The organism is Mesorhizobium sp. M7D.F.Ca.US.005.01.1.1, assembly GCF_003952545.1.
In the GTDB taxonomy this organism is placed as follows: Bacteria; Pseudomonadota; Alphaproteobacteria; order Rhizobiales; family Rhizobiaceae; genus Mesorhizobium; species Mesorhizobium loti.
Genome location: NZ_CP034453.1, coordinates 6,125,188 through 6,149,540, shown reverse-complemented (window position 1 = coordinate 6,149,540; position 24,353 = coordinate 6,125,188). Strand labels below are relative to the sequence as shown.

Annotated in this window: 22 protein-coding genes; 16 read left to right on the top strand and 6 right to left on the bottom strand. The window is 63.8% G+C overall.

Going from position 1 to position 24,353, the window contains the following annotated elements:
* Positions 1 to 6 precede the first annotated feature (6 nt).
* The 7 genes from EJ076_RS29955 (at position 7) to EJ076_RS29925 (ending at position 9,061) form a co-directional block, all read left to right on the top strand.
* Positions 7 to 2,418: a circularly permuted type 2 ATP-grasp protein gene (locus tag EJ076_RS29955; protein ID WP_126070293.1), complete on the top strand. Its 2,412-nt coding sequence runs from the start codon at positions 7 to 9 to the stop codon at positions 2,416 to 2,418.
* Positions 2,419 to 2,421: 3 nt separating this feature from the next.
* Positions 2,422 to 3,306 carry a transglutaminase family protein gene (locus EJ076_RS29950; RefSeq protein ID WP_126070292.1) on the top strand — a complete coding sequence of 295 codons (885 nt, stop codon included), beginning with the start codon at positions 2,422 to 2,424 and terminating at the stop codon, positions 3,304 to 3,306.
* Between the two features lie 145 nt (positions 3,307 to 3,451).
* Complete coding sequence (locus EJ076_RS29945; RefSeq protein ID WP_126070291.1) at positions 3,452 to 4,390, top strand: glycosyltransferase family A protein; 939 nt, start codon at positions 3,452 to 3,454, stop codon at positions 4,388 to 4,390.
* Positions 4,391 to 4,500: 110 nt separating this feature from the next.
* On the top strand, positions 4,501 to 5,607 hold the full coding sequence (locus tag EJ076_RS29940) for a DNA topoisomerase IB (RefSeq protein ID WP_126070290.1): 1,107 nt from the start codon (positions 4,501 to 4,503) through the stop codon (positions 5,605 to 5,607).
* A 108-nt stretch (positions 5,608 to 5,715) separates the two neighbouring features.
* Positions 5,716 to 6,090, top strand: coding sequence for a YciI family protein (locus tag EJ076_RS29935; RefSeq protein WP_109659463.1), 375 nt, complete (start codon positions 5,716 to 5,718; stop codon positions 6,088 to 6,090).
* On the top strand, positions 6,087 to 7,361 hold the full coding sequence (locus EJ076_RS29930) for an RNA polymerase sigma factor (RefSeq protein WP_109659465.1): 1,275 nt from the start codon (positions 6,087 to 6,089) through the stop codon (positions 7,359 to 7,361). Before EJ076_RS29935 ends, EJ076_RS29930 begins: the two co-directional genes overlap by 4 nt.
* 185 nt (positions 7,362 to 7,546) lie before the next feature.
* A complete protein-coding gene (locus tag EJ076_RS29925) occupies positions 7,547 to 9,061 on the top strand; it encodes an aldehyde dehydrogenase family protein (RefSeq protein WP_109659467.1) in 1,515 nt (504 codons plus the stop codon).
* 225 nt (positions 9,062 to 9,286) lie between these two features.
* On the opposite strand, the gene EJ076_RS29920 is transcribed toward EJ076_RS29925, so the two are convergent.
* From EJ076_RS29920 to EJ076_RS29910, 3 genes are all read right to left on the bottom strand, one after another.
* Complete coding sequence (locus EJ076_RS29920) at positions 9,287 to 10,153, bottom strand: hypothetical protein (RefSeq protein WP_164548768.1); 867 nt, start codon at positions 10,151 to 10,153, stop codon at positions 9,287 to 9,289.
* Between the two features lie 281 nt (positions 10,154 to 10,434).
* Positions 10,435 to 10,809 carry a hypothetical protein gene (locus EJ076_RS29915; RefSeq protein WP_109659471.1) on the bottom strand — a complete coding sequence of 125 codons (375 nt, stop codon included), beginning with the start codon at positions 10,807 to 10,809 and terminating at the stop codon, positions 10,435 to 10,437.
* Positions 10,810 to 11,119: 310 nt separating this feature from the next.
* Positions 11,120 to 11,878, bottom strand: coding sequence for an SDR family oxidoreductase (locus EJ076_RS29910; protein ID WP_109659473.1), 759 nt, complete (start codon positions 11,876 to 11,878; stop codon positions 11,120 to 11,122).
* Positions 11,879 to 12,033: 155 nt separating this feature from the next.
* Between EJ076_RS29910 and EJ076_RS29905 the strand changes: the two genes are divergently transcribed.
* The 9 genes from EJ076_RS29905 to EJ076_RS29865 all read left to right on the top strand — a co-directional run bounded on the left by EJ076_RS29905 (position 12,034) and on the right by EJ076_RS29865 (position 21,377).
* Entirely contained in the window at positions 12,034 to 13,443 is a 1,410-nt protein-coding gene (locus tag EJ076_RS29905) for an aldehyde dehydrogenase family protein (RefSeq protein WP_126070288.1), read from the top strand.
* A gap of 15 nt (positions 13,444 to 13,458) precedes the next feature.
* Positions 13,459 to 14,262, top strand: coding sequence for an N-formylglutamate amidohydrolase (locus EJ076_RS29900; RefSeq protein ID WP_109659475.1), 804 nt, complete (start codon positions 13,459 to 13,461; stop codon positions 14,260 to 14,262).
* Positions 14,263 to 14,450: 188 nt separating this feature from the next.
* Positions 14,451 to 15,035 (top strand): XRE family transcriptional regulator, encoded by a 585-nt coding sequence (locus EJ076_RS29895; protein WP_109659477.1) that lies wholly within the window; start codon positions 14,451 to 14,453, stop codon positions 15,033 to 15,035.
* Between the two features lie 157 nt (positions 15,036 to 15,192).
* Positions 15,193 to 15,918, top strand: a complete 726-nt coding sequence (locus EJ076_RS29890; protein WP_126070287.1) for an ABC transporter ATP-binding protein — start codon at positions 15,193 to 15,195, stop codon at positions 15,916 to 15,918.
* A gap of 43 nt (positions 15,919 to 15,961) precedes the next feature.
* A complete protein-coding gene (locus EJ076_RS29885) occupies positions 15,962 to 17,116 on the top strand; it encodes an ABC transporter substrate-binding protein (RefSeq protein WP_164548767.1) in 1,155 nt (384 codons plus the stop codon).
* 52 nt (positions 17,117 to 17,168) lie between these two features.
* Positions 17,169 to 17,873, top strand: a complete 705-nt coding sequence (locus EJ076_RS29880; RefSeq protein ID WP_109659483.1) for an ABC transporter ATP-binding protein — start codon at positions 17,169 to 17,171, stop codon at positions 17,871 to 17,873.
* A gap of 8 nt (positions 17,874 to 17,881) precedes the next feature.
* On the top strand, positions 17,882 to 18,781 hold the full coding sequence (locus EJ076_RS29875) for a branched-chain amino acid ABC transporter permease (protein WP_109659485.1): 900 nt from the start codon (positions 17,882 to 17,884) through the stop codon (positions 18,779 to 18,781).
* 2 nt (positions 18,782 to 18,783) lie between these two features.
* Positions 18,784 to 19,884, top strand: a complete 1,101-nt coding sequence (locus tag EJ076_RS29870; RefSeq protein ID WP_245462916.1) for a branched-chain amino acid ABC transporter permease — start codon at positions 18,784 to 18,786, stop codon at positions 19,882 to 19,884.
* Positions 19,885 to 19,982: 98 nt separating this feature from the next.
* Entirely contained in the window at positions 19,983 to 21,377 is a 1,395-nt protein-coding gene (locus EJ076_RS29865) for a glutamine synthetase family protein (protein WP_126070285.1), read from the top strand.
* Positions 21,378 to 21,427: 50 nt separating this feature from the next.
* Here the strand turns inward: EJ076_RS29865 and EJ076_RS29860 are convergent, their stop codons facing one another.
* From EJ076_RS29860 to EJ076_RS29850, 3 genes are all read right to left on the bottom strand, one after another.
* Positions 21,428 to 21,763 (bottom strand): hypothetical protein, encoded by a 336-nt coding sequence (locus tag EJ076_RS29860; RefSeq protein WP_109659489.1) that lies wholly within the window; start codon positions 21,761 to 21,763, stop codon positions 21,428 to 21,430.
* Between the two features lie 77 nt (positions 21,764 to 21,840).
* Positions 21,841 to 22,689: an endonuclease/exonuclease/phosphatase family protein gene (locus EJ076_RS29855; protein ID WP_126070284.1), complete on the bottom strand. Its 849-nt coding sequence runs from the start codon at positions 22,687 to 22,689 to the stop codon at positions 21,841 to 21,843.
* A gap of 141 nt (positions 22,690 to 22,830) precedes the next feature.
* On the bottom strand, positions 22,831 to 24,294 hold the full coding sequence (locus EJ076_RS29850; protein ID WP_126070283.1) for a phosphatidylserine/phosphatidylglycerophosphate/cardiolipin synthase family protein: 1,464 nt from the start codon (positions 24,292 to 24,294) through the stop codon (positions 22,831 to 22,833).
* Between the last annotated feature and the right edge of the window lie 59 nt (positions 24,295 to 24,353).

The window sequence follows — 24,353 nt, the reverse complement described above, 5'->3', positions numbered from 1 at the left end:
TCAGCGATGGCAAAGGGGAATCACAAGAGGGTACGCGGCAAGCCGCAGATCCACAGCCTGCTGGAGCACTACCAGCCGATCGACGGCGTCGTCGACGAGATGGTCGATGCGTCAGGCAATCCCCGCCCGGTCTGGAAGCACTTCATCGAAGCGCTCGACGAGCTGGGGCCTGAGAAACTCGGCCAGCGTTTCGCCCGCGCCGACCAGTATCTGCGCGACGCCGGCGTCTACTACCGCGTCTACGACAAGGCCGGCGCCAATGAGCGCGAATGGCCGCTGGCGCATGTCCCGGTTCTCATCGAGGAGAGCGAGTGGGCTGCGATCAGCGCCGGCCTCGTGCAGCGCGCCGAGTTGTTCGAGGAAACCATCGCCGATATCTACGGACCCAACCGGCTGGTCGAAAAAGGTATCCTGCCGGCGGGATTGATCGCGGCCAGTCCGGAATATTTGCGGCCCGTCGTTGGCACCAGGCCGGCCGGCGGCCATTTCCTGCATTTCTGCGCCTTCGAGCTCGGCCGCGGGCCTGATGGCCAGTGGTGGGTGCTGGGCGATCGCACCCAGGCGCCGTCCGGCGCCGGCTTTGCGCTGGAGAACCGCGTCGCCACCACACGTGCGCTGTCCGATATCTATGGCGAGATGCATGTGCATCGCCTTGCCGGCTTTTTCCGCCGTTTTCGCGATGCGCTGATCGGCATGGCCAAGGAAACCGATGGCCGCGTCGCCATTCTGACGCCGGGGCCGCTCAACGAGACCTATTACGAACATGCCTACATCGCCCGTTATCTCGGCATCATGCTGCTCGAAGGCGAGGATTTGACCGTTTCCGGCGGCCGGCTGATGGTGCGCACAGTTTCCGGCCTGATGCCGATCAGCGTGTTGTGGCGGCGGCTCGATGCCGCCTTCGCCGACCCGCTCGAACTGCGCCCGGATTCGCAGATCGGCACGCCGGGCCTGGTCGAAGCGATCCGCCAGGGCGCGGTTGCGACCGTCAATGCGCTGGGCTCCGGTCTGATGGAGACGCGCGCGCTGCTCGCCTTCCTGCCCAAGATTTCACGTGCCTTGCGGGGTGAGGAATTGCTGCTGCCAAGCGTCGCGACATGGTGGTGCGGGCAAGCAACCGAACGCGCGCATGTGCTGGCCAATATCGATCGCATGGTTATCGGGCCGGCGCTGTCGACGAGACTTGCCTTCGAGGATGACGAACAGACGAAGCTCGGCTCGGCGCTGTCCGCCGGCGAGCGGGCGGAGCTGGTGGCGCGCATCGAACGCTATGGCGGCGACTTCGTCGGCCAGGAAGCGGTGACGCTTTCGACGACGCCCGTCTATGTCGGCGGCTGGCTGGAGCCGCGGCCGGCGAGCCTGCGCGTCTATCTGGCGCGCACGCCGGACGGCTGGACGGTGATGCCGGGCGGTTTTGCCCGCGTCGGCCTGTCGCTCGACCCGACGGCGATCGCCATGCAGCGTGGCGGCCAGGCAGCGGATGTCTGGGTTGTCAGCGACAAACCGGTAGAGCGCGAGACGCTGTTACCGCAAGAAGGCGACAGCTTTACCCGCACTAGGCCCGGCAGCCTGCCCAGCCGTGCGGCGGAAAACCTGACCTGGCTCGGCCGTTACATCGAGCGCTCCGAAGACACGGTGCGCATCCTGCGCGCCTACCATGTGCGGCTGGCCGAGACCTCCGACCCGGACATGCCGCTGCTCGCCGACATCAGGGATTATCTCGAACCTTTCGGCATCGACGTCGAGACGGCGATCCCGTCAGGATTGATCGGCACGCTGGACAGTGCGGTCTACAGCGCCGGGCAGATCCGCGACCGCTTCTCGCCCGATGGCTGGCTGGCGCTGAAGGACCTGTCGAAGACCATCCATCAGTTCGCAACGACGGTGGCGCCTGGCGACGACGCGACCCGGGCGATGACGGTCATTCTGCGCAAGCTTGCCGGCTTTTCCGGCCTGCTGCACGAGAACATGTACCGCTTCGCCGGCTGGCGTTTCCTCGAGATCGGCCGCCGGCTGGAGCGCGGCATCCAGATCGCCCGCACACTGTCGCGGCTGACCAGCGCCAAGGCGCCGGACGGGGCGCTCGACATGATGCTGGAGATCGGCGACAGCGTGATGACCCACCGCCGGCAGTATCCGGTGCAGGCCGGCCGGCGCACGGTGATCGATCTCCTGGCGCTCGACCCGCTCAATCCGCGCTCCATCCTGTTCCAGCTCGAAAGGCTGAAGGCCGAGATCGGCCTGTTGCCGCCGCTCGGCGGGGAGGGGCACATGTCGCCGGCGGCGAAAGAGATCCTGCAGCTCAACACCCAGATCGCCATCAAGGAGCCTTCGGATATGACGGCAAAGGCGCTGGACGAGCTCGCCTACGAAATCGGCGGCCTCTACAACAGCCTTGCCAAAGCCTATTTCGGATAACGCATGCTCTACGATATCAGGCTTCATCTCCACTACGACTACGCTGCCGCTGCTGGCGGCGGTCGTCATCAAGTGCGGGTACTGCCGTCGACGATATCGGGCGTGCAGCGTGTCATCGCCGCATCCTTGTCCTTTGCGCCGGCGCCCAGCGAGCGTTCCGACTTTTCCGATTTCTTCGGCAACAACGTCACCTCGATCGCCTTTCGCGACGCTCATGACGCGCTCGACATAAGGATGAGCGCACGCGTCTCGGTGTCGCGGCCCGAGCCCGGGCTCGACGTGTCGCCCGATATTGGCCGGCTCAGGCAGGAGCTCGCCGCGGTGCGGTCGCTGGCGCCTGATACACCGCACCATTTCCTGACGGCCAGCACCCATGCCGGTATCGATGGTGCGATCACCACCTACGCGCGGGACAGCATAGCCGGCTCTGCCGCCAGCACGGCCATGAACCTGTGCAATCGGATCCATCGCGATTTTACCTATGACGGCGAGGCAACCACGGTGCGGACCCGGGCCAGCGATGCCTTCAAGCTGAAGCGCGGCGTCTGCCAGGACTTTTCGCACATCATGATCGCCGGCCTGCGCGGGCTCGGCATTCCGGCTGGTTATGTCAGCGGATTCCTGCGCACCATCCCGCCGAAAGGCAAACCCCGGCTGGAAGGCGCCGATGCCATGCATGCCTGGGTCAAGGTCTGGTGCGGACGCGATGCCGGCTGGCAGGAATTCGATCCGACCAACGGCATGCGGGCCAGCAATGACCACATCACGGTCGGTTACGGCCGCGACTATTCGGACGTGGCGCCGATCGTTGGCGTGCTCAAGACCACTGGGGGACAGGTCGGCGAGCAAGCTGTCGATGTCATTCCGGTCGTGCTCGAAAAGGCCTGAAAGCAGGCCGCACCCGTAGCGGTTTCTTCGCAGCAACTCCGGATGGACAAGACTGCTTCTCAAACACCGATGTGGCCGCTAATCTGCATTCGTTTCGAAGTGGACGATAATTGTATTCTTAAGTGCGTGGCGCGGGGTTTTTGTATTGAGAGCGATCAGCGTCGTCATTCCTGCCTGCAACGCGGCGGCGACCATCGCGGCGACGCTGGCGTCGCTTCGCAGCGAGGCCGAGATCATCGGCGAGATCCTGCTGGTTGACGATGCATCGACCGACGGCACGGCAACTGTCGCGCAGGAGGCCGCGGCGAGACTGTCGTTGCCGTTGCGTGTGCTGCCGGCCAGTTGCCGCGATGCCGGCGATGCCCGCAATGCGGCGCTGGTGGAGGCGGCCCATCCCTGGGTATACCTGATCGATGCCGACGACCTGCATCTGCAAGGCGGATTGCGCTCGCTGCTCCGGAAGGCGGAGGAGCAGCCGAAAGCCGATATGATCGTGGGCGCCTACCGGCGACGGGTGAACGGCCAGGATCGACAGATCAAGGTGCCAAACGGCTATCGGGCTGCGTGCCTGGCAAACGCTTCGGCCTATGTGAAAGGCGACATACGGTCGGTCGCCGTGGGCAGCGTCCTGGCATCCCGATCGCTGATCGGCGAGACGAGATTCCCGGTCGGATTGGCTTATGACGAGGATACGCTGTTCTGGGCGCGGCTGATGAGCAAGGCATCGCTGGCCATGGTTTCGCAACCCGTCATGGTCTATGAGGTTTCGCCGGTGCGTTCCGACGATCGCTTTGCGATCAACCCGGTACGGCGCTTCCTGGATTGGCGCCGACAATTGCGCACGCTTACCGACTGCAACATCCCGATGTCGGCGCTCAAGACCAGGGAAGGGCTTGTCGCCCTCAAGATCGCCCGGGTCCACTATGCGCGCGGCGACCTGGACACCGCGGCACGCTTCCTGGCGGTGGCAGCGGCCGCGCCGAAGCGGCGCTCGGAAGCCTGGCGCTGCCTGCGCTACAGGTTCAAGCTTGCGGCGCGGCGGCGTTTGTCCGCGCAGTCGATCCAGCTGCAAGGCGCTCTGTAGGCGCCAGCCCCCCGGGACCAACACTACTTCGCCGCCACAGGCTTTTCGGACGGCGTGTGGAACCAGCAATCTACCAACAGCTTATCTACGGATATTTGTGTGGAGCTGACATGCTGCAAAAATCCGGATTGTCGCCCGGCCGGCCGGCTGACGAAGACGCTGGGCCGAAAAATGGCGCGCCGAAGAACGAGGCGCAAAGCTCGGCCGATCATGCGTCGCTCACCTATGTCAGCGATGCCGAGCCCGGTATCCGGCGGCTAAAGACGGGCAAGGGGTTTTTCTACAAGGGTCCGGACGGGCGGGCGGTTCCAGGCGCCACCAGGGCGCGCATCGAGGCGATCGTCATTCCGCCGGCCTGGACGGATGTGTGGATTTCGCCCGACGCCGACGGCCATATCCAGGCAACCGGGAGGGACCAGCGCGGACGCAAGCAATACCGCTACCATCCCCAATGGGCCGAAGAACGCGACGGCGCCAAATATTCGAGCCTTGTCACCTTTGCCGAAAGCCTGCCGGATCTACGGCGCAGGATCGACAGCGATCTGCGCCGTCGCGGCCTGCCGCTCGAGCGTGTCGTCGCCGCGGTCGTCTGGCTGCTTGACAACACGATGATCCGGGTCGGCAATTCCGCCTACGCTCGCGACAACAAGAGTTTCGGGCTGACCACATTGCGCGACCGCCACGTCGATATCGTCGGCTCAAGCCTTCGGTTTGCCTTCAAGGGCAAGTCCGGCAAGGAGTGGAAGCTGAAGCTGATCGACCGCCGCATCGCTGGAATCGTGCGTGGCGCGCAGGACCTGCCTGGCCAGAAGCTGTTCCAGTATCTCGATGAGGACGGCGACAGGCGGCCGGTCCGCTCCGAGGACGTCAACCGCTATATCCGCGATGCTACCGGCGATGCGTTCAGTTCGAAGCATTTCCGCACTTGGGGCGGCACCATCCATGCAGCCTCGCTATTTGCACAGACGGAATTGCCGCAAAGCCAGGCGCAGCGAAAGCGGCTGATGAACAGCGTCATCGACAAGGTTGCCGAGCGGCTGGGCAACACGCGTGCCGTCTGCCGCAAATGCTACATCCATCCGCAGGTCTTCGACGCCTGGTCAGAGGGGCGATTGCTGGACGAAATGGCGCAGGCCAACAAGCGCAAGCGCTCCGTCGATGGTCTCGATGACGAGGAAGCTCTCGTGCTGCGATGGCTGAAGATGCGCGGAAGCTGACTGGTGGCGACCGGCGGTCGCCAAATCCGCCGCATCGGGATTTTTTTATCGACGTCGTGTCGGGATCGGTCTTACTGTTTCGTCCTTTGACAGAGAAAAGGACCAGCCATGCTCTACGCAATCCTCTGCTATGCTTCCGAAGATGTCGTCTGCTCCTGGAGCAAGGCACAGGACGACGAGGTCATGGCCAATCTCCTCGACGTTCAGGACAAATATGCCAAGGCCGGCCGGCTTGGCCCGGTGGCGCGGCTTTTGCCGACGACCGCCGCGACGACCCTGAGGAAGGTCAAGGGCGAAGCGGTCGTCATCGACGGACCGTTTGCCGAGACCAAAGAACAATTCCTCGGCTTCTACACGCTCGAATGCGCCGATCTCGATGAGGCTGTCGAGTTCGCTCGCGAGCTTTCCGAGGTCAATCCGAGCGGCGGCTCCTACGAGATCCGGCCGGTCTCGATCTTCAATCCCGCCAAGGTTTCCGCATGACCGAACTCGCCTGGATCAGCTCGGCGATCAGCGCCGCCCGCCCGCAGGCGATGGGCGCGCTGCTGCGTTATTTCCGCGATCTCGATACGGCGGAGGAAGCTTTCCAGGATGCGTGCCTCAGGGCCATCAAGAACTGGCCGCAGAACGGGCCGCCGCGTGATCCCGCGGCCTGGCTGATCTTTGTCGGCCGCAACAGCGGCATCGATGCCGTGCGCAAGCGCGCCAAGCAGGCGCCGATGCCGGAGGAAGACCAGATTTCTGACCTGGAAGACGCTGAGAGCGATATCGCCGAGCGGCTGGACGGGGCGCATTACCGCGATGACATTCTGCGGCTGCTGTTCATCTGCTGCCATCCCGATCTGCCGGCAACGCAGCAGATCGCGGTGGCGCTGCGGATTGTCTCGGGCCTCACCGTCAAGCAGATCGCACGCGCCTTCCTGGTCGGCGAAAGCGCCATGGAGCAGCGCATCACCCGCGCCAAGGCGCGCATTGCGGACGCCGGCGTGCCGTTCGAGACTCCGGGTGCCGTCGAGCGCTCCGAGCGGCTCGCCGCTGTCGCCGCCATGGTCTACCTGATCTTCAACGAGGGCTATTCGACCAACAGCGGCGAGGCGCCGGCTCGCGCGCCGCTGTGCGAAGAGGCGATCCGGCTGGCACGGCTGTTGTTGCGGCTGTTCCAGACCGAGCCGGAGATCATGGGGCTGACGGCACTGCTGCTTCTGCAGCATGCGCGCGCACCGGCTCGATTTGACCAGAGCGGCGAGATCGTACTGCTCGAAGATCAGGATCGTAGCCTGTGGAGCCGCAAGATGATTGATGAGGGGCTGGCGCTGGTCGACAAAGCGCTGCGGCATCGCAAGCCCGGCCCCTATCAGGTGCAGGCGGCTATTGCCGCGCTGCATGCGCGGGCCGAAAGGGCCGAGGACACCGACTGGAACGAGATCGACCTGCTCTACCGCTTGCTCGAGCAGATGCAGCCATCACCGGTGGTCACGCTCAACCGGGCCGTCGCGGTCTCCAAGGTGCGTGGACCGGCAGAGGCGCTCGCCATGATCGAGCCGCTGGAAGACCGGCTTTCCGGCTATTTCCATTTCTTCGGCCTCAAGGGTGGCCTTTTGATGCAGCTTGACCGGGGCGAGGAGGCGCGCGTCGCCTTCGACCGCGCCATTGCGCTTGCCAACACGGCGGCGGAAGCGGCCCATATACGCATGCATATCGACCGGCTGATGAAGGACGGTGCCGTGCACGCGCCGGCGAAAAAGGCAAACTGAGCGTCATCTGCCCATCTGGCTCAATCGTGTAGCTTGGGCTTGGACCATGCCGGGGTGGCGATTTTCCCCTGAAACGAGTAATGCCACGCCATGACTGTGCCTGAAGTGCCTTTCGGTACGCGGGCGACACGGCGAAGGCTTAACCCAGCGCCAAATAATGGCGACGGGATCTGAAAGGGACAAAAATGACGATAGCGAAGGAAACGGCCGAGCTTCTGGCTAATCTGGGTGTGGCCAAGGAGGCGCTTGTCAGCGGCGACCTGATCGTGCGCAGCCCTGTGACGGGCGAGCAGATCGCGGCGCTGAAGACGATCTCGCCGGCTGACGCGGCCAAGGTGATCGATGCCGCGCACAAGGCCTTCCAGGCGTGGCGGATGGTGCCGGGACCGAGACGTGGCGAGCTGGTGCGGCTGCTCGGCGAGGAGCTGCGTGCGCACAAGGCCGAGCTTGGCCGGCTGGTCTCGATCGAGGTCGGCAAGATTCCGTCCGAGGGGCTTGGCGAAGTGCAGGAGATGATCGACATCTGCGATTTCGCCGTCGGCCTCTCCCGGCAATTGTACGGCCTGACCATTGCCACCGAGCGCCCCGGCCACCGGATGATGGAAACCTGGCATCCGCTCGGCGTCGTCGGCGTCATTTCCGCCTTCAACTTCCCGGTCGCGGTGTGGTCGTGGAACGCAGCGCTGGCGCTGGTCTGCGGCGACGCGGTGGTGTGGAAGCCTTCGGAGAAGACGCCGCTGACCGCACTTGCCTGCGAGGCGATCTTCAAGCGTGCGGTCACGCGCTTCGGCGCGGACGCACCGCAAGGCCTGGCGCCGGTGCTGATCGGCGACCGCGCCGTCGGCGAGATCCTGGTCGATCACCCCAAGGTGCCGCTGGTTTCGGCCACCGGCTCGACACGCATGGGCCGCGACGTCGGCCCGCGCCTGGCCAAGCGCTTTGCGCGCGCCGTGCTGGAGCTTGGCGGCAACAATGCCGGCATCGTCTGCCCGACAGCCGATCTCGACATGGCGCTGCGCGCCATCGCCTTCGGCGCCATGGGTACGGCGGGACAGCGCTGCACGACGCTGCGCCGCCTGTTCGTGCATGACAGCGTCTATGACGCCCTGGTTCCACGTCTCAAGAAGGCTTACGAAAGCGTGTCGGTCGGCAATCCGCTGGAGACCTCCTCGCTGGTCGGGCCGCTGATCGACAAGGCGGCCTTCGACGCCATGCAGAAGGCATTAAAAGAAGCTGCCACCCATGGCGGCAAGGTGACCGGCGGCACACGGGTCGAGAACGGTCACCCGGATGCCTATTACGTGCATCCAGCGTTGGTCGAAATGCCCAAGCAGGTGGCCCCTGTCACGGAAGAGACCTTCGCGCCGATCCTCTATGTGATGAAATATTCGGATTTCGACGCCGTGCTCGACGAGCACAATGCGGTGGGAGCCGGCCTGTCGTCATCGATATTCACCCGTGACCTGCAGGAATCCGAGCGCTTCCTCGGTGTCGACGGGTCGGACTGCGGCATTGCCAATGTCAACATCGGCACCTCGGGCGCCGAGATCGGCGGTGCCTTCGGCGGCGAAAAAGAAACCGGCGGCGGCCGCGAGAGCGGCTCCGATGCGTGGAAGGCCTATATGCGGCGCGCCACCAACACGGTGAACTATTCCAAGGCGCTGCCGCTCGCCCAGGGCGTCTCGTTCGATATCGACTGAGGCCGGAGGTCTGATCGCCCGGCGATCAGGTCGCGCAAGTCGACGGCGCGCAAACCGCCGTGACGCTGGACAGTCTTTCGCGCTTGTCCAGCGTCGGCTTCTCATAGACTTTCTTCATGCAGGTTCCTCTCCGAACAGGTGCCGCGCAAGCAGCGGCAAACCTGTGGGAAACCATATCACGTTTTCGTACCGCCCGCGCGGGGGGGCGAACAGACCCGGCGGCGGTCAATCGCCGGCAGCGGCCGGTGGAAAACAGGCGTTGAAGGCGGCATCGACAATGGCCAGCTTGGCGGCCTGGACGGTCATGTACTCCTGATAGAAGGTGTTCGACACCCACATCACCGAATGGCCGCGCGGGCCGAGCCAGCCGATGCTGCCGAGTTCCTCGGCGGCGCGCAGCTTGCGGGCCAGGTGGGTCCGCGAGAGCTTGAGCCATTTGGCGAAATCTCCGATCGAAACCACGCTCGTTGGAATCTGTTCCAGGCCGGCATGATCGGGGTCGATGCCCGACATCAGCCAGTCCATGACGATGCCGCCATTGTTGAGCCAGATGAACAGGGAGAATGTCTGGTTGGGCTCGCGCACCGGCTTGGAGGCAAGCAGGCCGTCCGCCACCAGAGGCTGCAGCCTGGCAACCATCTCGGGGTGTTCCAGGAACCTGGCCAAGCGGTCAGCGCCGTCGAGATGGTCCAGCGTCTGCAGATGGGCAAGGACCCAACCGGTAAAAGTCTGCACGGTTGCCGCCGTCGGCTGCAAGGGGTGCGTACGGCCGTCCCCGCCCGACACATACTCGGCAATGTGGTAGTGCAGCATCTCCTTGATGAAGGCGTCCGCCGTGTTGCGGCTGGCCACAGCGTGCCGGTGCACGAACTCGATGAAACGCGATACCGTCAACTCCTTGCGGCGGTCGTTCGGGTCGCGCCTGAAATGCATGGCAAGGCCGACATGGCCCATCAGCCAACGCTGCTGCGTGGCGAAAATGGAAGCCAGCCGCGGGCTCTCTTCATAGATACGGATCAGCGCCAGCGACTGTGCCCGAACATGGCGATGCAGGGCCGGATGGCCGGCAATGTCTTCCAGATTCAGCGCCATCCTCCTCATGTTCCGATTCAACTCCAAACGCGGAGTTGCGTTCCACATTTTTCAGCCTTCCACAGCCGTGTCCAGAGGGTACCAAAGTTGGAGAAGAGGCCTGTCCGATAGCGGCCGGTTCATGGCGCAGCGTGCTAACTGATTGCTATGGCCAGAGCATAGGAGACATCGCGTCCGCTGTCGCGTCGGCTCAGTAGGTTTTTGCCTTCTTCTATATGCTGTCGGAAAACCGGCGCCCCCGAAAATCACCGGAGGCGCCGTGCGATCATTGTCGGCCTGCGTCAGCCGTTTGGATAATAGCCGCCATCGGCACCGTCGCCGATGTAGAAGCCGCCGCCTGAATCATCCTGCAGTCGCTGATCCAGGTTCTCGATCTGGCTGAGCAAACCTTGGTACGCGCCGCCGCCCGTGGCCGAGCGATGGATGCTGTCGGCCCTCATCATCAGATCGTGCTCCTGCTCAGGGGTGATCGCCTTGGCATCCCTTGCCTCGATAATCCCCTGCTTCACGCCCTGCAACTGGTCGAGGACCGCTCTTGGCTCGACAGACATGCCCTGCGGTTCGACCCTGTGGCGGTGTACCGCGTAAGCACTCGATAGCGGCACCGCCGCCAGTAGCGATGCGATTGCTATGATCCTCGGTGTGAAATTGCGCATGGTCGCGCCTCCCTTCAACGGGAAAAGCGGTATGGATATCGCTTTCCGGACACGGGCCGTCCGCTCCGTCGCGTCGCGATGATCCTTGCCATCGCCGGCGGTTCGTGGCCCGCAATTTCCATATAGGGGTGTTCCAATCCGTTAGACGGCAAGGAACGGAAAGTTGACAGATTGTGATCGCTGAGAGACCCGGCATGTCATGCCGTCTCATTCTCCCTGTTGCAGGCTTTGCGACCATGCGTGCCGCGGCGATGACCGCAGCTATGGTCTTGGCGCCGGTGCCGCCACAGCCCGGCAGCGGGCGTGCTGGCTACATGCGCATCAGCAGGCCGCCGTCGACGGCGAGTTCGATGCCGGTGATGTAACTCGCCGCGTCGGAAAGCAGGAACAGGGCCGCGTTAGCCATGTCCTGCGGCGTGCCGATGCGGCCGAGCGGCGCGTAGCTCGCAACGGCCGAGCGCTTCTCCTCGGTGTCCCAGCGCGCCTGCAACGGGGTTAGCGCCATGCCGGGGCAGATGGCGTTGGAGCGGATGCGCTCACCGGCCAGCTGCATGGCGAGCGATTTCGAGAGTGCGCAGACCCCGGCCTTGGATGCCTGATAGGCGTCCTGCGGGTTGGCGTCGCCGCGATACCACTGGATGGTCGAGAAATGCACCATGGCGCCGCCGCGTCCGCCCGAGCGCATATGCGGGACGACCGAGCGCGCCGTGTGTACGAAGGATTTCAAATTGATCCTGAACACCTCGTCCCAGACGTCGAGATCCATCTCGAGGGCGGACTTGTCGCGACCGAACCACAGCACGCCGGCGACATTGGCGAGATAGTCGATGCCGCCGCGCTCGCGGCCCGCCGTACCGATCGTCTGTTCGACAAAGGCGGCGTCGGTGAGGTCGCCCTGCGCGAAGGTGAGCCTGTCGTCGTAAGAAGCGAGGGAGGCCGGCCGGGCCTTCACGTCGATGGCGGTGACGGAGGCGCCGGCATCGAGCAGCGCCAGCGTGATCGCCTCGCCCATGCCGCCGCCTGCGCCGGCGACGACCGCATGCCTGCCGGTGAAATCGTAAGCGATCATCTGAACCCCTCGTCTGCTTCTGCCGAAATGCCGATCGAAAGGACAATAGGGGCGGACTAAAAATCCATCAAGCGGTATTAGAAAAAATTTGCCAAAATGGAAAATCGCGATATCGTACCCAAAGTGACCCCTCAGCTCGGATGGATTTCAACAGCATGAACCTGCATTCCGGCGCGCGGACCTTTTCCGTGACTTCTCCCGTCGACGACTCGATCTATACGACGCGCTCTTATGCGGACGGTTCCACCATCGAGGCAGCGCTGACCCGGGCGCGTGCAGCCCTGCCATCCTGGCGGCGGACGAAGCTGGCCGAGAGGCTGGCGATCCTGCTGCGCTTCGGCGAGGAGATGAAGGCGCGGGCAATGCCGCTGGCCGAGATGGTGGCGTGGCAGATCGGCCGGCCGCTGTGGCAGGCCGACGAGACGCCGCGCCTGGCGCTGGTGGGACAATTGCTTGCCGACATCGCACCGGAAGCGCTGGCCGATGTGCCATATCCTTCGGATGAGACCATCCGCCGCTATGCCAAGCCGGTGGCGGGCGGCTTGCATCTGTCGATCTGCGCCTGGAACTATCCGACCGCCATGCTCGGCTATCTTGTGACCGCGCCGCTCGCCGCCGGTAATGTGGTGATCTTCAAGCATTCACCGCAGACGCCACTGATTGCCGAACTGGCGGAAGAGGCCTTCCGTGCCGCCGGCGGCCCCGAGGGCGTGTTCCAGAGCTTGCATCTCGATCATGCCGATGCCGAGCGCTTGATCTCGTCAGGCGCCTTCAACGCGGTGAATTTCATCGGTTCGGTCAATGGAGGCCGGCGCGTCCATGCCGCCGCCGCTGGCACCTTCACGCAGGTTCATCTCGAACTCGGCGGCAAGGATCCGACCTATGTCCGCGCCGATGCCGACCTCGAGGCAACGATCCCGCAGATCGCCGAGGGCACCTATTCCAATGCCGGCCAGTCCTGCTGCTCGGTCGAGCGCATCTATGTCGACAAGGCGATCCATGACCGCTTCGTCGAAGCGCTGGTCGCCGAGACGGCGAAATGGACGATTGGACATCCCTTTGACGAGAAGCCGATGGTTGGCCCGGTGGTGCGGGCGAGTGCCGCCGACACGATCCGCGATCTCACCGAGCAGGCGGTGCGGGCAGGGGCCCGGCGCCTGATGCCGCGAGACGGCACGCTCAAGGCCTCTGGCCTCGGCGCCGCCTATGTCGCGCCAGAAGTGCTGGTCGGTGTCGACCACAGCATGCAGATCATGCGCGACGAGCTGTTCGGGCCGGTGGCCTGCATCCAGTCCGTCGGCAGCGATGACGAGGCGATCCGTCTGTTGAACGACAGCGATTTCGGCCTCAGCGCCTCGATCTGGACCCGGGATATCGATCGCGGCGTGGCGCTGCTTGACGAGGTCGAGGCCGGCACGGTGTATCTCAACCGCTGCGACCACGCCGACCTGCATCTGCCCTGGGGCGGCATCAAGAATTCCGGCCTCGGCCGCACCAATGGCCGCGCCGGCCTGGCGGAGGCGACAGCGGCGAAGGCCTACCATGTCCGCTCCGTCATCGGCTGATCTAGAGGTGGCCCGGTGAACGCCGCGAGCCTTGCAGGGCTTGATGATGGAGCAATCGCCGCGCTGGCCGCCGCCAGCGTCGAGCGGCTGCGGATCGAGGCGGCAAGCCCCTATATGCTGATCGCCGAACATGCGGGCAATCTGGTGCCCGCGCCATGGCATGACCTTGGCCTCGCAGCGCCCTATCTCGGCACACATTTCGCTGTCGATATCGGTATCGATGCCTTGACGCGCCGGCTGTCGCGGACATTGCGAGCGCCGGCCGTGGTTGCTCATTATTCGCGGCTGTTCCTCGACTACAACAGGCCCGCCGGTGAATGGGATTTCATGCGCCCGGACCTCGGCGGCATTCCGGTGCCCGGCAATCTCGCACCCGATGCAGTCGATGTCAGGCTGCGCAAGATGATCGCCTGGGCGCCGGTCGAACAGGCTGTTATCGAGGCCGCTGCGGGCCGGCAGGCGCTGATCTCTGTGCATTCCTTCACCCCGGTGATGGGCGGTGTCAGGCGCAATGTCGACATCGGCGTGCTATGGCGGGAGCCATCTCCCTTCGTCACCTCGGTGTTGAAAACGCTTGGCGCGCGGGGTGCCGAGGCTGGGTTGAGGATCGGCGACAACGAGCCGTATGACTGGCGCCAGGCCGTTGGCTACACGCTGAACCGGCACGGGCTGGAGCAGGGCAGGCCTTGCCTCTATCTCGAAGTCCGCAACGACTTGCTTTCCGATCCGGAAACATTCGAGCTCGTCAGCCGCACCTTGGAGGATGTCTTTGCCACCGTCGCGATGTCGCTATGGCCGAAACCAGCCGTAGCCGTCTAAGGCGACTCGCCGAACGGCGAACCGCTTTATCTCTTTGTTTTGACGCAATTCCCCAGGAAAAGTGCGATGGGCTTTTCCCGGGAAAACCGCCGCACACTTTTCCTGGAATTGTTCTAGAGGCTGGACGCCCCAAGGCCGCCCGGCTAGAGCTTGTCAAATTGGAAACACGACAGCCAAGGGCGCGGACGATGCAGGGCAATGTGGGCAGCAAGATCCGCGATGCGCGCAAGGAGCAGAACATCACGCTGCGCGATCTCAGCGAACGCTCCGGTCTTTCGGTTTCACAATTGTCGAAACTGGAGAACGGCAAGGCCCGGCTGACGGTCGACGTCGCGCTGATGATCGCCGGGGTGCTGCATGTGCCGGTGGCCTCCTTCCTGTTCAGTCCGAAGCCGGGCATGCAGGCGCGGCGCTCGATCACGCGCGCCGGCAGCGGCATCCTGCACCAGGGCAACGCGATGGAATTCGAGGTCCTGTGCAGCGATTTTCGCGACAAGACCAACATTTTCTGGCGTGTCACGCTGCGCGCGAGGAGCTTCGAGGAGAACGGCGGCTGGCGCAGCCATTCGGGCGAGGAATTCATCCACGTGCTGAGCGGCAGCCTGGAACTGCACACGATCCATTATGACCCCACAGTGCTGCAGCCGGGCGATAGCATCCTTTTCGACGGCGAAATGCAGCATGCCTATATCGCGCTGGGCGACGAGCCGGTGATCATGCTGATGTCGAACACCGTGCCGCGCGACGGGCTGCCGGCCGGAGCCGGGGTCTGATCCCGGCCTGACCGGAATCCGGGCTCGAAAGTTCGAGCCCTCTAAGAATATTTTCTAAAATGGAAAAAAATACTTGTTATGGAAAAGTCCGGGGTCTAGCATCCTGTTGACCGGCCGACAGGAGAAATAGCCATCGGCCGGATGGGAGATGTGACCGATGCTGTCGGTTGAGGCAGTCAGCAAGACTTTTGGCGGCGTGCGGGCGTTGCGCAGTGCCTCGCTGGCCTGCGAGGCCGGCGAGATCCTCGGCCTGATCGGCCCCAATGGCGCCGGAAAATCGACCCTGGTCAATGCCATCTCCGGCGTGCTCAAGCCGGACACCGGCAGTGTCAGGCTGGCGGGCAAGGAGATCACCGGCCACGGTCCTGAATATTGTGCGCGAGCCGGCGTCGCGCGTACGTTCCAGACCATCCGCCTGTTCAAGGATTTGACCGTTCGGCAGAATGTCGAGGTCGCTCATATCACCTGCCAGGCGGTTCGGCCGGAAGCGGCGGCACGCATCGGCGTCGATCAGCTGCTTGCCCAGTATCAGTTGGACGGCTTCGCCGACGTTCCGGCCGGCACGCTGTCCTATGGCAGCCAGCGCCGGCTCGAAATCGCCCGCGCGCTGGCGTTGGGTCCATCGCTGCTGCTGCTCGACGAGCCGGCGGCGGGTCTCAATGAAGGTGAGTCCGAAACGCTCGCGGTGGCGATCGAGGGCATTCGCAGGGATGTCGGCTGCGCGACCATCGTCATCGATCATGATTTGCGCTTCATCAACCGGCTTTGCGACCGGCTCTGCGTCATGGACCAGGGCCAGGTGATCGCATCCGGGCAGACCGAAGCGGTGTGGCGCGATCCACGCGTCATCGAGGTTTATGTCGGGCAGTCCGAGACATCGTGACGGCGCCCCGCAACGTCAACAACAAGGGAGAAGGAGGGGTTCAATGGACAAGATGATTTTGGGGGCCGCGGTCGTGGCGGCGGGGCTTTTGCAGGTGACGCATGCCGGGGCCGCCGATTTGAAGATCGGTCTCGCGGTGGCGATGACCGGCACTTACGCGCCTTACAGCGAGGCCGAAGGGGCGCGCTGCATGGCCGACAAATTGAACAAGGCTGCAGGCGCCGGCGATCCCAAGGTCGAGCTGATGATCGAGGACAACCGCTCCGATCCGCAGCTTTCGGTGTCGCTCGGCCAGAAATTCCTCGATGCCGGCGCCCAGATCATTACCGGCGTGCCGTTCCCCGATGCGCTGATCCCGACGGCGCAGATCGCGGCGCCCTATGGCGCCACCGTGTTCTCGGCGCCGAACACGCAGCTCGAGATGCAGCAGGCCGGCCTCGACAATTTCATCGCGGGCGCGGTGCCCGATCCGATCAATGCGGCAGCGACCGCCAATGCGCTCTACGGCAAGGGCGCGCGCACCGTAGCGTTGATGGTCTCGCCCGATGCCGGTTCCTACTCGGAAAAGCTGCCGGAATGGTTCGGCGAGGTGTTCGAGCATCTCGGCGGCAAGGTCGTCTCCAAGCTCAACTATTCCTGGGGCACATCAGACTGGTCGCCGCAGATCGCCAGCATCAAGGCGTTGCCGCAGAAGCCGGACGCCATCCATATCTGCGGCGTGCTGCCGGATGTCGGCATTTTCATTCGCCAGTTGCGTGCCAATGGCTATGATGGCTGGGTCGCCGGCTGCGACGCCTTCGACGACAAGTCGCTGGAAGGTACCGTCGGTGATCCGGCATCGCTGGAGAAGGTGATGTTCGCCACCCATGGCGCGACGGGCGTCGACAGCCCGATCGACAAGTTCCTGGCCCAGTGCAAGGCCGACGGCTACAAGATCAACGGCATCTTCGACGCGCTTGGCGCAGACATGGTGCAGATCAGCTACGAGGCGGCGAAGAAGTCCGGCACGGTCGAGCCCGCCGCCTTGCGCGAGGCGATCCGTGCGCCGGGCGGCTATCCCGGGACCACGGCGCCGATCATCTCCTTTGCCGAGAAGAAGGGTTATCCGGTCAAGGCGGTGCCTGTGATGGGATTTGCGAACGGCAAGCGGGTGCTCATCACCGACACGCCGCCGAGCTTCGTTCCGGCACTGAACTGAGGCAGGTAGGTCAGGTGATGATGGATCGAGCCTTCGCAGTGCAGGCCTCGTCGTGCTGAGCGTCGACAATCTGGTCGTCCGCTACGGCGCGGTGAGCGCGGTGCGCGACCTCAGCCTGAAGGTCGGGCGGGGCGAACTCGTCGCCCTGCTCGGCCCCAACGGCGCCGGCAAGAGCTCGACCATCAACGCGCTGACCGGCCTGGTCACACCGGCTTCCGGCCGCATCGTTCTCGACGGCCAGGACATTTCGCGTGTCCGCACCGAGGATCGCATTCGCGCCGGCCTGACCTCCACCCCGGAAGGCCGGCACATCTTCGCCAATCTGACGGTCGGCGAGAACCTGCGGCTTGGTGCGGCGATACGGCGCGATCCCAAGGGCGTGCGCCAGGACATCGAGCGCTTCCTGGCGTTGTTTCCGGTGCTTTCCGAGCGCTACGGGCAGGCGGCCGGCACGCTGTCGGGCGGCGAGCAGCAGATGCTGGCCATCGCCAGGTCGCTGATGTCGCGGCCGAAGCTACTGTTGCTCGACGAGCCGTCGCTGGGGTTGGCGCCGAAGATCGTCGTGCAGATCTTCGATTTCATCGGCGAGCTGAAGGCGGAAGGGCTGACGCTGCTGGTGGTCGAGCAGAACGCCAGGCAGGCGCTGCGCTTCGCCGACCGCGTCTATGTCGTCAGTGCCGGCACGCTTCGCCATAGCGGGCCGCCGTCCAGCCTTGCCGACGAACACGGTCTCTTCAACCTCTATATCGGCGGGTAGGCGGCGACATGGATTATGCCTTGCAGCAGCTTCTCAATGCGCTGGCCTTCGGTGCGGAATATTCGCTGGTGGCGCTTGGCCTGGCGGTGGTGTTCTCGATCATGGGCCTGGTCAATTTCGCGCATGGCGAAATCATCGGCGTCTCGGCCTACAGCGTATTCCTGGCGGCCGCTCTCGGACTGACCTCGCCTATCGTCGCCGTGCTGCTTGCGGTTGCTGCCGCCGCCCTTGCGGCCGTCGCCTTCGAGCGTGTGGCGTTCCGGCCTGTGCGCTATGCGCCGACGACGACAGGACTGCTGACCGCCTTCGGCGTCTCGATCGTCGTGCAGAACCTGTTCATGCTGCTGATCTCGCCAAAGCCGCAATCGGTTTCGATCCTCAATGGGCTGAACCAGATGTGGTTCTTCGGCCCCTTCGCGGTGTCGTCGCTGCAGGTGATGGAGCTCATCGTCTCCGGCCTGACCATCCTAGCCCTGGTGCTCTTCCTCAACCGTTCGACGTTGGGCTTAGCCATCCGCGCGGCGTCGCGCGATTTCGCCACGGTGCGGCTGATGGGGATCAAGGCGAACCGGGTGATCGCCACGGCCTTCGCCATCTCCGGTGCGCTGGCCGGCATCGCCGCCGTCTTCATCATCGCGCGGCGCGGCAGCGTCTCGCCCGATCTCGGCTTCAGCCTGGTGCTGAAGGCGTTCGTCGCCTGCGTGATCGGCGGCTTCGGCTCGCTGGCAGGCGCTGCGGCCGGCGGCATGCTGCTCGGCTTCATCGAGGTCGGCCTGCTGGTTGCGTTGCCGCAGGAATATGGGGGCTTCAAGGACGCGCTCACCTACGTGATCATCGTCGCACTGCTTGTCTACCGGCCGGAAGGCCTGCTCGGCCAGCGGGTCGAACTCGGCGACAAGGAGATTTGAAGGTGGCGAGATTTGAGGTGTCGCAGGCAATCGAAGAGACCGCATCTCCGCCTGCTGCTGTCGCACAGCCCCGTGCTGCGCTGACGCGCTCGCTCATCGGTGGCCTGGTGACGTCGCTGCCGGTGCTGGTGGTCGGGCTGCTGATCCTGAATTTCGCACCGACCTACTACACCTATCTGGCGCTCGGCGCCTTCGTGAACCTGATCGTCGTCGTCGGCCTGCAGGTGTTCATGGGCAACAGCAACATCGCCAATCTCGGCCACAGTGCCTTTGTCGGCCTCGGCGCCTATGGCGTCGCCATCCTGTCGACGCCGCTGGCCATGAAGAAACTGTCGATCCCCAATGCGCCGTTCGGCTTCGCCACATTGCAACTCGATCCGGTGTCGTCGGCGCTCATCGCGCTCATCATGGTCGGCATCGTCGCCGCCGTCAGCGGTAAGGTGATCAGCCGCCTGTCGGGCGTCGCCGCGACCATCGTCAGCCTGGCGCTGCTGATCATCGTCCATTCGGTGTTTCTCAACTGGACCAACCTGTTTAAGGGCAACCAGGCCTTCTTCGGCATCCCGAAGGTGGTCGGCCTGCCCTGGATGATGGTGTTTTCGGTGGTGGTGATCGTGCTGGCGCGGCTGTTCAAGGACAGTCGCTGGGGCCTGCAGCTCCGCGCCAGCGCCCAGAGCCCGCAAGCAGCGGCAGCGCTCGGCATCGACGCCCGGCGCCTGCGGCTGATGTCATGGGTGCTGTCGGCGCTGATCTGCGGCCTGGCCGGCGTGCTCTACGCATATTTCGCCGGCACGATCAGTCCCAAGCTTTTCTACTTCCAGATGATCTTCAACACGCTGGCGATGCTGATCCTGGGTGGCATGGCGACGGTGACAGGCGCGGTCACCGGCGTGATCGTGCTTTCGGTTGGGCTCGAATTCATCCGCAGCATTGAATCCGGCGTGACGATCGCCGGCATCCAGCTGCCGCAATTGCTCGGGCTGTCCGGTGTGGCGCTTGGCGTCGTCATCGTGCTTTGCATGGCCTTTCGTCCGAGCGGCATCAGCGGCCGCTACGAGCTCGATGAACTGTTGTCGCGACTTTTCAGGCGCAACGCGAAATAGCGTAGCGTCTACCTCTTTCTTCTAACGCAATTCCGGACGGAAAACCGTCTCACGCTTTTCCTGGAATTGCTCCGAGTTTTCCTGGTGGAGGTCTGAACGTGGAATTTGAGGACAAGGCTGCAGAGTATGCGCCGAAGCTGGAGGCGCTGCAGCGCGAACTGGCGACGCGCGGCGTCGAATTCATCGAGGTGCATACAGTCGACACATCAGGCGCGTTCCGCTCCAAGATCACGCCGCTGAAGCTTTCGACCTATGGCGAATCCATCAACGCCATCCTTTATTGCGTCACCCATGGCGACGGCCAGCCGATGGGCGATGTCGCCTTCGCCTCGCCGAGCGCCAATGAGGAGAATGGCTTCCCCAACATCAAGGGGATCATCGATCCGGCGACGGTGGTCCAGCACGGCTGGAAGCCGAAATTCGCCTCGGCCATCACCAGCTCCTACATGCTAGACGGCGCGGTCTGTCCGTTCGATCCGCGCGGTGTGCTCGCCCGCGTCGAGGAACGCGCCAGGGCGCTCGGCTACGAGCCGATGATCGCGCTCGAGTATGAGTTCGGCATCTTCCACGCCGACCACGATCTGATGCGCGCCGGGCGCTACCGCGAGCTGAAGCCCTGGGGCCATTCGCTGATCAATTATGATCTGGTGCGCAGCGGTGAGTATCAGGATTTTGCCGCCGAATTCATCACCCGCATGAAGAGCATCGGCATCGGCGTCGCCTCGCTGGTCACCGAATATGGCTACGGCATGTATGAATATGCGCTGACGCCGAAATCGGCGCTGCAGGCGGCCGACGACGCTATGCGCGCCAAGTTGCATTTGCGCGAACTCTGCGCCGAGCGTGGCCTTGTCGCCACCTTCATGACGCGCTTCCAGCCGCCGGGCAAGGAAAGCGCCTGTGGGGCGCATCACCATGTCAGCCTGTGGCGCGACGGCAAGCCGGCCTTCGCCGCCGGTTCGAACCGGCTGACGCCGATCGCCGAAAAGTTCCTTGCCGGCGTGCTGAACCGGATGCAGGAAACGCATCTGCTGTTCCGGCCGACGGTCAATTCCTACCGCCGCTTCGATCGCGGTGCCTGGTCGCCGGAAGACGTCGCCTGGGGTTTCGAGAACCGTACAGCACCCATCCGCGCCATCACCACGCCGAATGACGGCGCCTGCCGGCTGGAGCACCGCGCGCCGGGCGCCGATATCAACCCGTATCTCTCGATTGCCGCGATCCTGGCAGCGGGCTGCGAGGGCATCGAGAAGGATCTGCCGCTCGAAGCGCCGGTGACGTCGAACCTGGCCAATCTCGACAAGCCAAAGCTGCCGCGCACGCTCAATGCCTCGATCGAGGCGTTCGCCACGTCCGATTTCTGTGCGGATGCCTTCGGCGAGGCCTTCCGCGACAATTATGCCGAGAGCCGGCGGGCCGAGCAGGCGGCATTCGACGCTTGGCAGGCGTCGCACATCACCGACTTCGAATGGCAGCGCTATTTCGTCAGCTGATCACGCCAGAGCGAAACCGGCCGGCTTTCGCTGGCCGGTTTATCTAGGCATCAGCCGCAGACGCGGACCTCCTCGATCACCCTGTGGTGGTGGCGCCAGTGCTTGACCAGTTCGATATGGCAGCGGTGATGCCGGTGGTGGCGGCGATACTCGCCATCGTTGTAGTCACCGTACTGCACGCTGCCGTTCTGATCGTCACCATACTGGTTGTCGTTGTTATACCGGTGATGGCGACGAACGACAATTTCGCCGTTGTCGGACTGATCGTCCTGTGAATACTGGTTGTTGTCGTCGGACTGGATAATCACGCTTGCGGCTTGCGTGGGTGCAATGACCGCAGCTGTCGCGGCAAATGCCAACATGGAAGCTAAAATCAGTTTTTTCATTTCATCCTCCTGCGAGTTAAAGACATATCAACTCGACATATCAACTCGCGGAAGAACCGGGCGGTTCCACCGGAAATCTACACGCTTTGCGACGCCGGAGATATCAAGGCGTTATCGGAGACACGCTCCAGGCGCACGAAGGCCGTCAGCGGCAGGTGGTCGGAGGCAACGCGCGAAAGCGGCGTGTCATGCGCGTCGACAGCGGCAATCATGCCATGCCTGTTGGCCATGATCCGGTCGAGCGCCAGCAGCGGCAGGTTTGAGGGGAAGGTGGGGACCGCCGGCGGCTGCGGGCCGAACGTCGCATGCAGCGTGTTGAGCGCGGAGCGGTTGCCGAGCCGCCATTCGTTGAGGTCGCCGAGCAGCAAGGTCGGCTTTTCGTCCGGGCTGTTCATCAGTTCAAGCACGACACGTGCTTGCTGGGAGCGCGAACGGCGCAGCAGGCCAAGATGGGCGGCGATAATGCGCAGCGTCTGACTTCCATCGAGGTCGATCTCCGCCACCACCGCGCCGCGCGGCTCCAGACCCGGAAGCTTGATCTGATGCACGTCACGAACGACGCCCTTCTTGAACAGCAGGACATTGCCATGCCAGCCATGGCCCTTGCCGGTCGCGGAAATCGGCACCGGAACCAGGCCGGTTTCCCGCTCGAGCCGCGGCAGGTCGAGAAGCCCGTCTCGGTCGCCGAAGCGGTTGTCGGCTTCCTGCAGCGCAATGACATCCGGATCGATTTCGCGGATGACGCGGATGGTCCGCTCCGGGTCGAACTTCCTGTCGACGCCGATGCATTTGTGGACATTGTAGGAGGCAACCAGCGTGCCGGTGATGGCTGTCGTCTTGTGTGCAGCGGCGTTTGCCTTCTGCATCCGGCGGTCACGAATGGATAAAAGCATACTTGCCGGGAGGCTGCGTCCGTTCACTCGCATCGAGTGCCTGCCATTTCAGCTGCTTTCACCATGCACCTCAAATAGAGTCTTTGGGCTTATGTTCCATGATCGACACCAAACTATCCGGCAAACACGTCGTTTTGTTAAAGATAGGGTGAACCCATCTAGGGCTAAGCCCATCTAGAGATAGGGTGAACCCAGCCAAAGCACCCGGTCGAACAGCCTGATGAGGAATGGCCTGGCCCGCAACGCTTCCAGCGTCACCGGTACGGCGGAGGCGATCGCCGACCCGATCCGCGCCTCGATCTCGCTGGCAAAGCCGGCGTCGAGGACCTCGAGGTCGATCTCGAAATTCAGCCGCAGCGACCGCGCGTCAAGATTGGAAGAGCCGACATAGGCCCACACACCGTCGATCGAAAGCAGCTTCGAATGGTCGAACGGTCCCTCGGTACGCCAGACGCGGCAATAATGTTTCAGCACCTGGTCGAACTGCGCCGTCATGGCACGGTCAACAAGGAATAGATTGTTCACGGCCGGTACGACGATGTCGATTTCGACACCTCGTCTGCCGGCGGTGATCAGCGCACTGATCAGTTCCCGATCCGGCAGGAAATAGGGCGACATCAGGCGGATCGACTTGCGGGCGACGGAGAAGGCACCGATCAGCAGCTTGTGGTTGGTTTCGTTGCTGGCGTCCGGGCCGGACGCGACCGCCCGTACCAGCATCGGCACGCCGGGCGACGGTGACAGCGGGGCAATTCGCCAGGCATCCCCCTTCAGAGCCTCATTGGTGGCGAAGCGCCAGTCCTCGGCGGCGACCGAAAAGAGGTCGGCGACGACCGGACCGGTCACCCGGAAATGTGTGTCCCTGGCGCTGTTGGAGCCGGCGAATTCGGCGGAGAAGCCCTTGCGGATGTTCATGCCGCCGGTGAAGGCGGCCATGCCGTCGACCACCAGGATCTTCCGGTGGGTCCTGAGATTGGCGTAGGGCAGGCGCAGGCCCATGACGATATTGCCGTTGAAGACATCGGCGGGGATGTTGGCCCCGCGCAAATGCCCAAGGATACTCGGCACGGAGTAGCGGGCGCCGACGGCATCGATTAGCACGCGGACGGTGACGCCGCGCCGGACAGCTCCAGCCAGCGCTTCGACGAAGAGCAGGCCGACGGCATCATTGTCGAAAATATAGGTCTCGAGCAGGATGCTGCGCTCGGCGCCGTCGATGGCCGCGCACATGGCGGCATAGGCCTCGTCACCTGTCTCCAGCACATCGATTGCATTTCCCGGGTTGAGCGCGCGCCGTGCCACCCTGTCGCCCAGTGTTCTCAAGCCCGTGAAGCGCTGGCCGTACCGCTCGACGATCAGGGCCTCTTCGGCGGCGAGGTCGCGTTCATACTTGGCGGACACCGCGTCGCCGGCCAGCGGACGCTGTGCGGTGATCGTGGCACGACGAATGCGGTTGATGCCGGCGACGGCATAGATCAGCACGCCGAGGATCGGCGACAGCACCATGACGCCGACCCAGCCGGTGGCGGCGCGGACATCCTCCTTGGTCATGACGGCGTGGGCGATGCCAGCGGTCGCCATCACCACCGAGATGATGGCGAGAATTTGTGGCCAGTGAGTCGCCAGGGTCTCCAACATGGCCGAGACTATCCAGCGAGCGATTGCAGAAGGCAATGCGGCCGATCATGTCGCCGGAT

Bases quoted from the DNA above. Each gene is read 5' to 3' on its own strand.
- EJ076_RS29955 (WP_126070293.1), top strand. From the start codon at position 7: ATGGCAAAGGGGAATCACAAGAGGGTACGCGGCAAGCCGCAGATCCAC.
- EJ076_RS29950 (WP_126070292.1), top strand. From the start codon at position 2,422: ATGCTCTACGATATCAGGCTTCATCTCCACTACGACTACGCTGCCGCT.
- EJ076_RS29940 (WP_126070290.1), top strand. From the start codon at position 4,501: ATGCTGCAAAAATCCGGATTGTCGCCCGGCCGGCCGGCTGACGAAGAC.
- EJ076_RS29935 (WP_109659463.1), top strand. From the start codon at position 5,716: ATGCTCTACGCAATCCTCTGCTATGCTTCCGAAGATGTCGTCTGCTCC.
- EJ076_RS29930 (WP_109659465.1), top strand. From the start codon at position 6,087: ATGACCGAACTCGCCTGGATCAGCTCGGCGATCAGCGCCGCCCGCCCG.
- EJ076_RS29925 (WP_109659467.1), top strand. From the start codon at position 7,547: ATGACGATAGCGAAGGAAACGGCCGAGCTTCTGGCTAATCTGGGTGTG.
- EJ076_RS29920 (WP_164548768.1), bottom strand. From the start codon at position 10,153: ATGGCGCTGAATCTGGAAGACATTGCCGGCCATCCGGCCCTGCATCGC.
- EJ076_RS29915 (WP_109659471.1), bottom strand. From the start codon at position 10,809: ATGCGCAATTTCACACCGAGGATCATAGCAATCGCATCGCTACTGGCG.
- EJ076_RS29910 (WP_109659473.1), bottom strand. From the start codon at position 11,878: ATGATCGCTTACGATTTCACCGGCAGGCATGCGGTCGTCGCCGGCGCA.
- EJ076_RS29905 (WP_126070288.1), top strand. From the start codon at position 12,034: ATGAACCTGCATTCCGGCGCGCGGACCTTTTCCGTGACTTCTCCCGTC.
- EJ076_RS29895 (WP_109659477.1), top strand. From the start codon at position 14,451: ATGCAGGGCAATGTGGGCAGCAAGATCCGCGATGCGCGCAAGGAGCAG.
- EJ076_RS29890 (WP_126070287.1), top strand. From the start codon at position 15,193: ATGCTGTCGGTTGAGGCAGTCAGCAAGACTTTTGGCGGCGTGCGGGCG.
- EJ076_RS29885 (WP_164548767.1), top strand. From the start codon at position 15,962: ATGGACAAGATGATTTTGGGGGCCGCGGTCGTGGCGGCGGGGCTTTTG.
- EJ076_RS29875 (WP_109659485.1), top strand. From the start codon at position 17,882: ATGGATTATGCCTTGCAGCAGCTTCTCAATGCGCTGGCCTTCGGTGCG.
- EJ076_RS29860 (WP_109659489.1), bottom strand. From the start codon at position 21,763: ATGAAAAAACTGATTTTAGCTTCCATGTTGGCATTTGCCGCGACAGCT.
- EJ076_RS29855 (WP_126070284.1), bottom strand. From the start codon at position 22,689: ATGCGAGTGAACGGACGCAGCCTCCCGGCAAGTATGCTTTTATCCATT.
- EJ076_RS29850 (WP_126070283.1), bottom strand. From the start codon at position 24,294: ATGTTGGAGACCCTGGCGACTCACTGGCCACAAATTCTCGCCATCATC.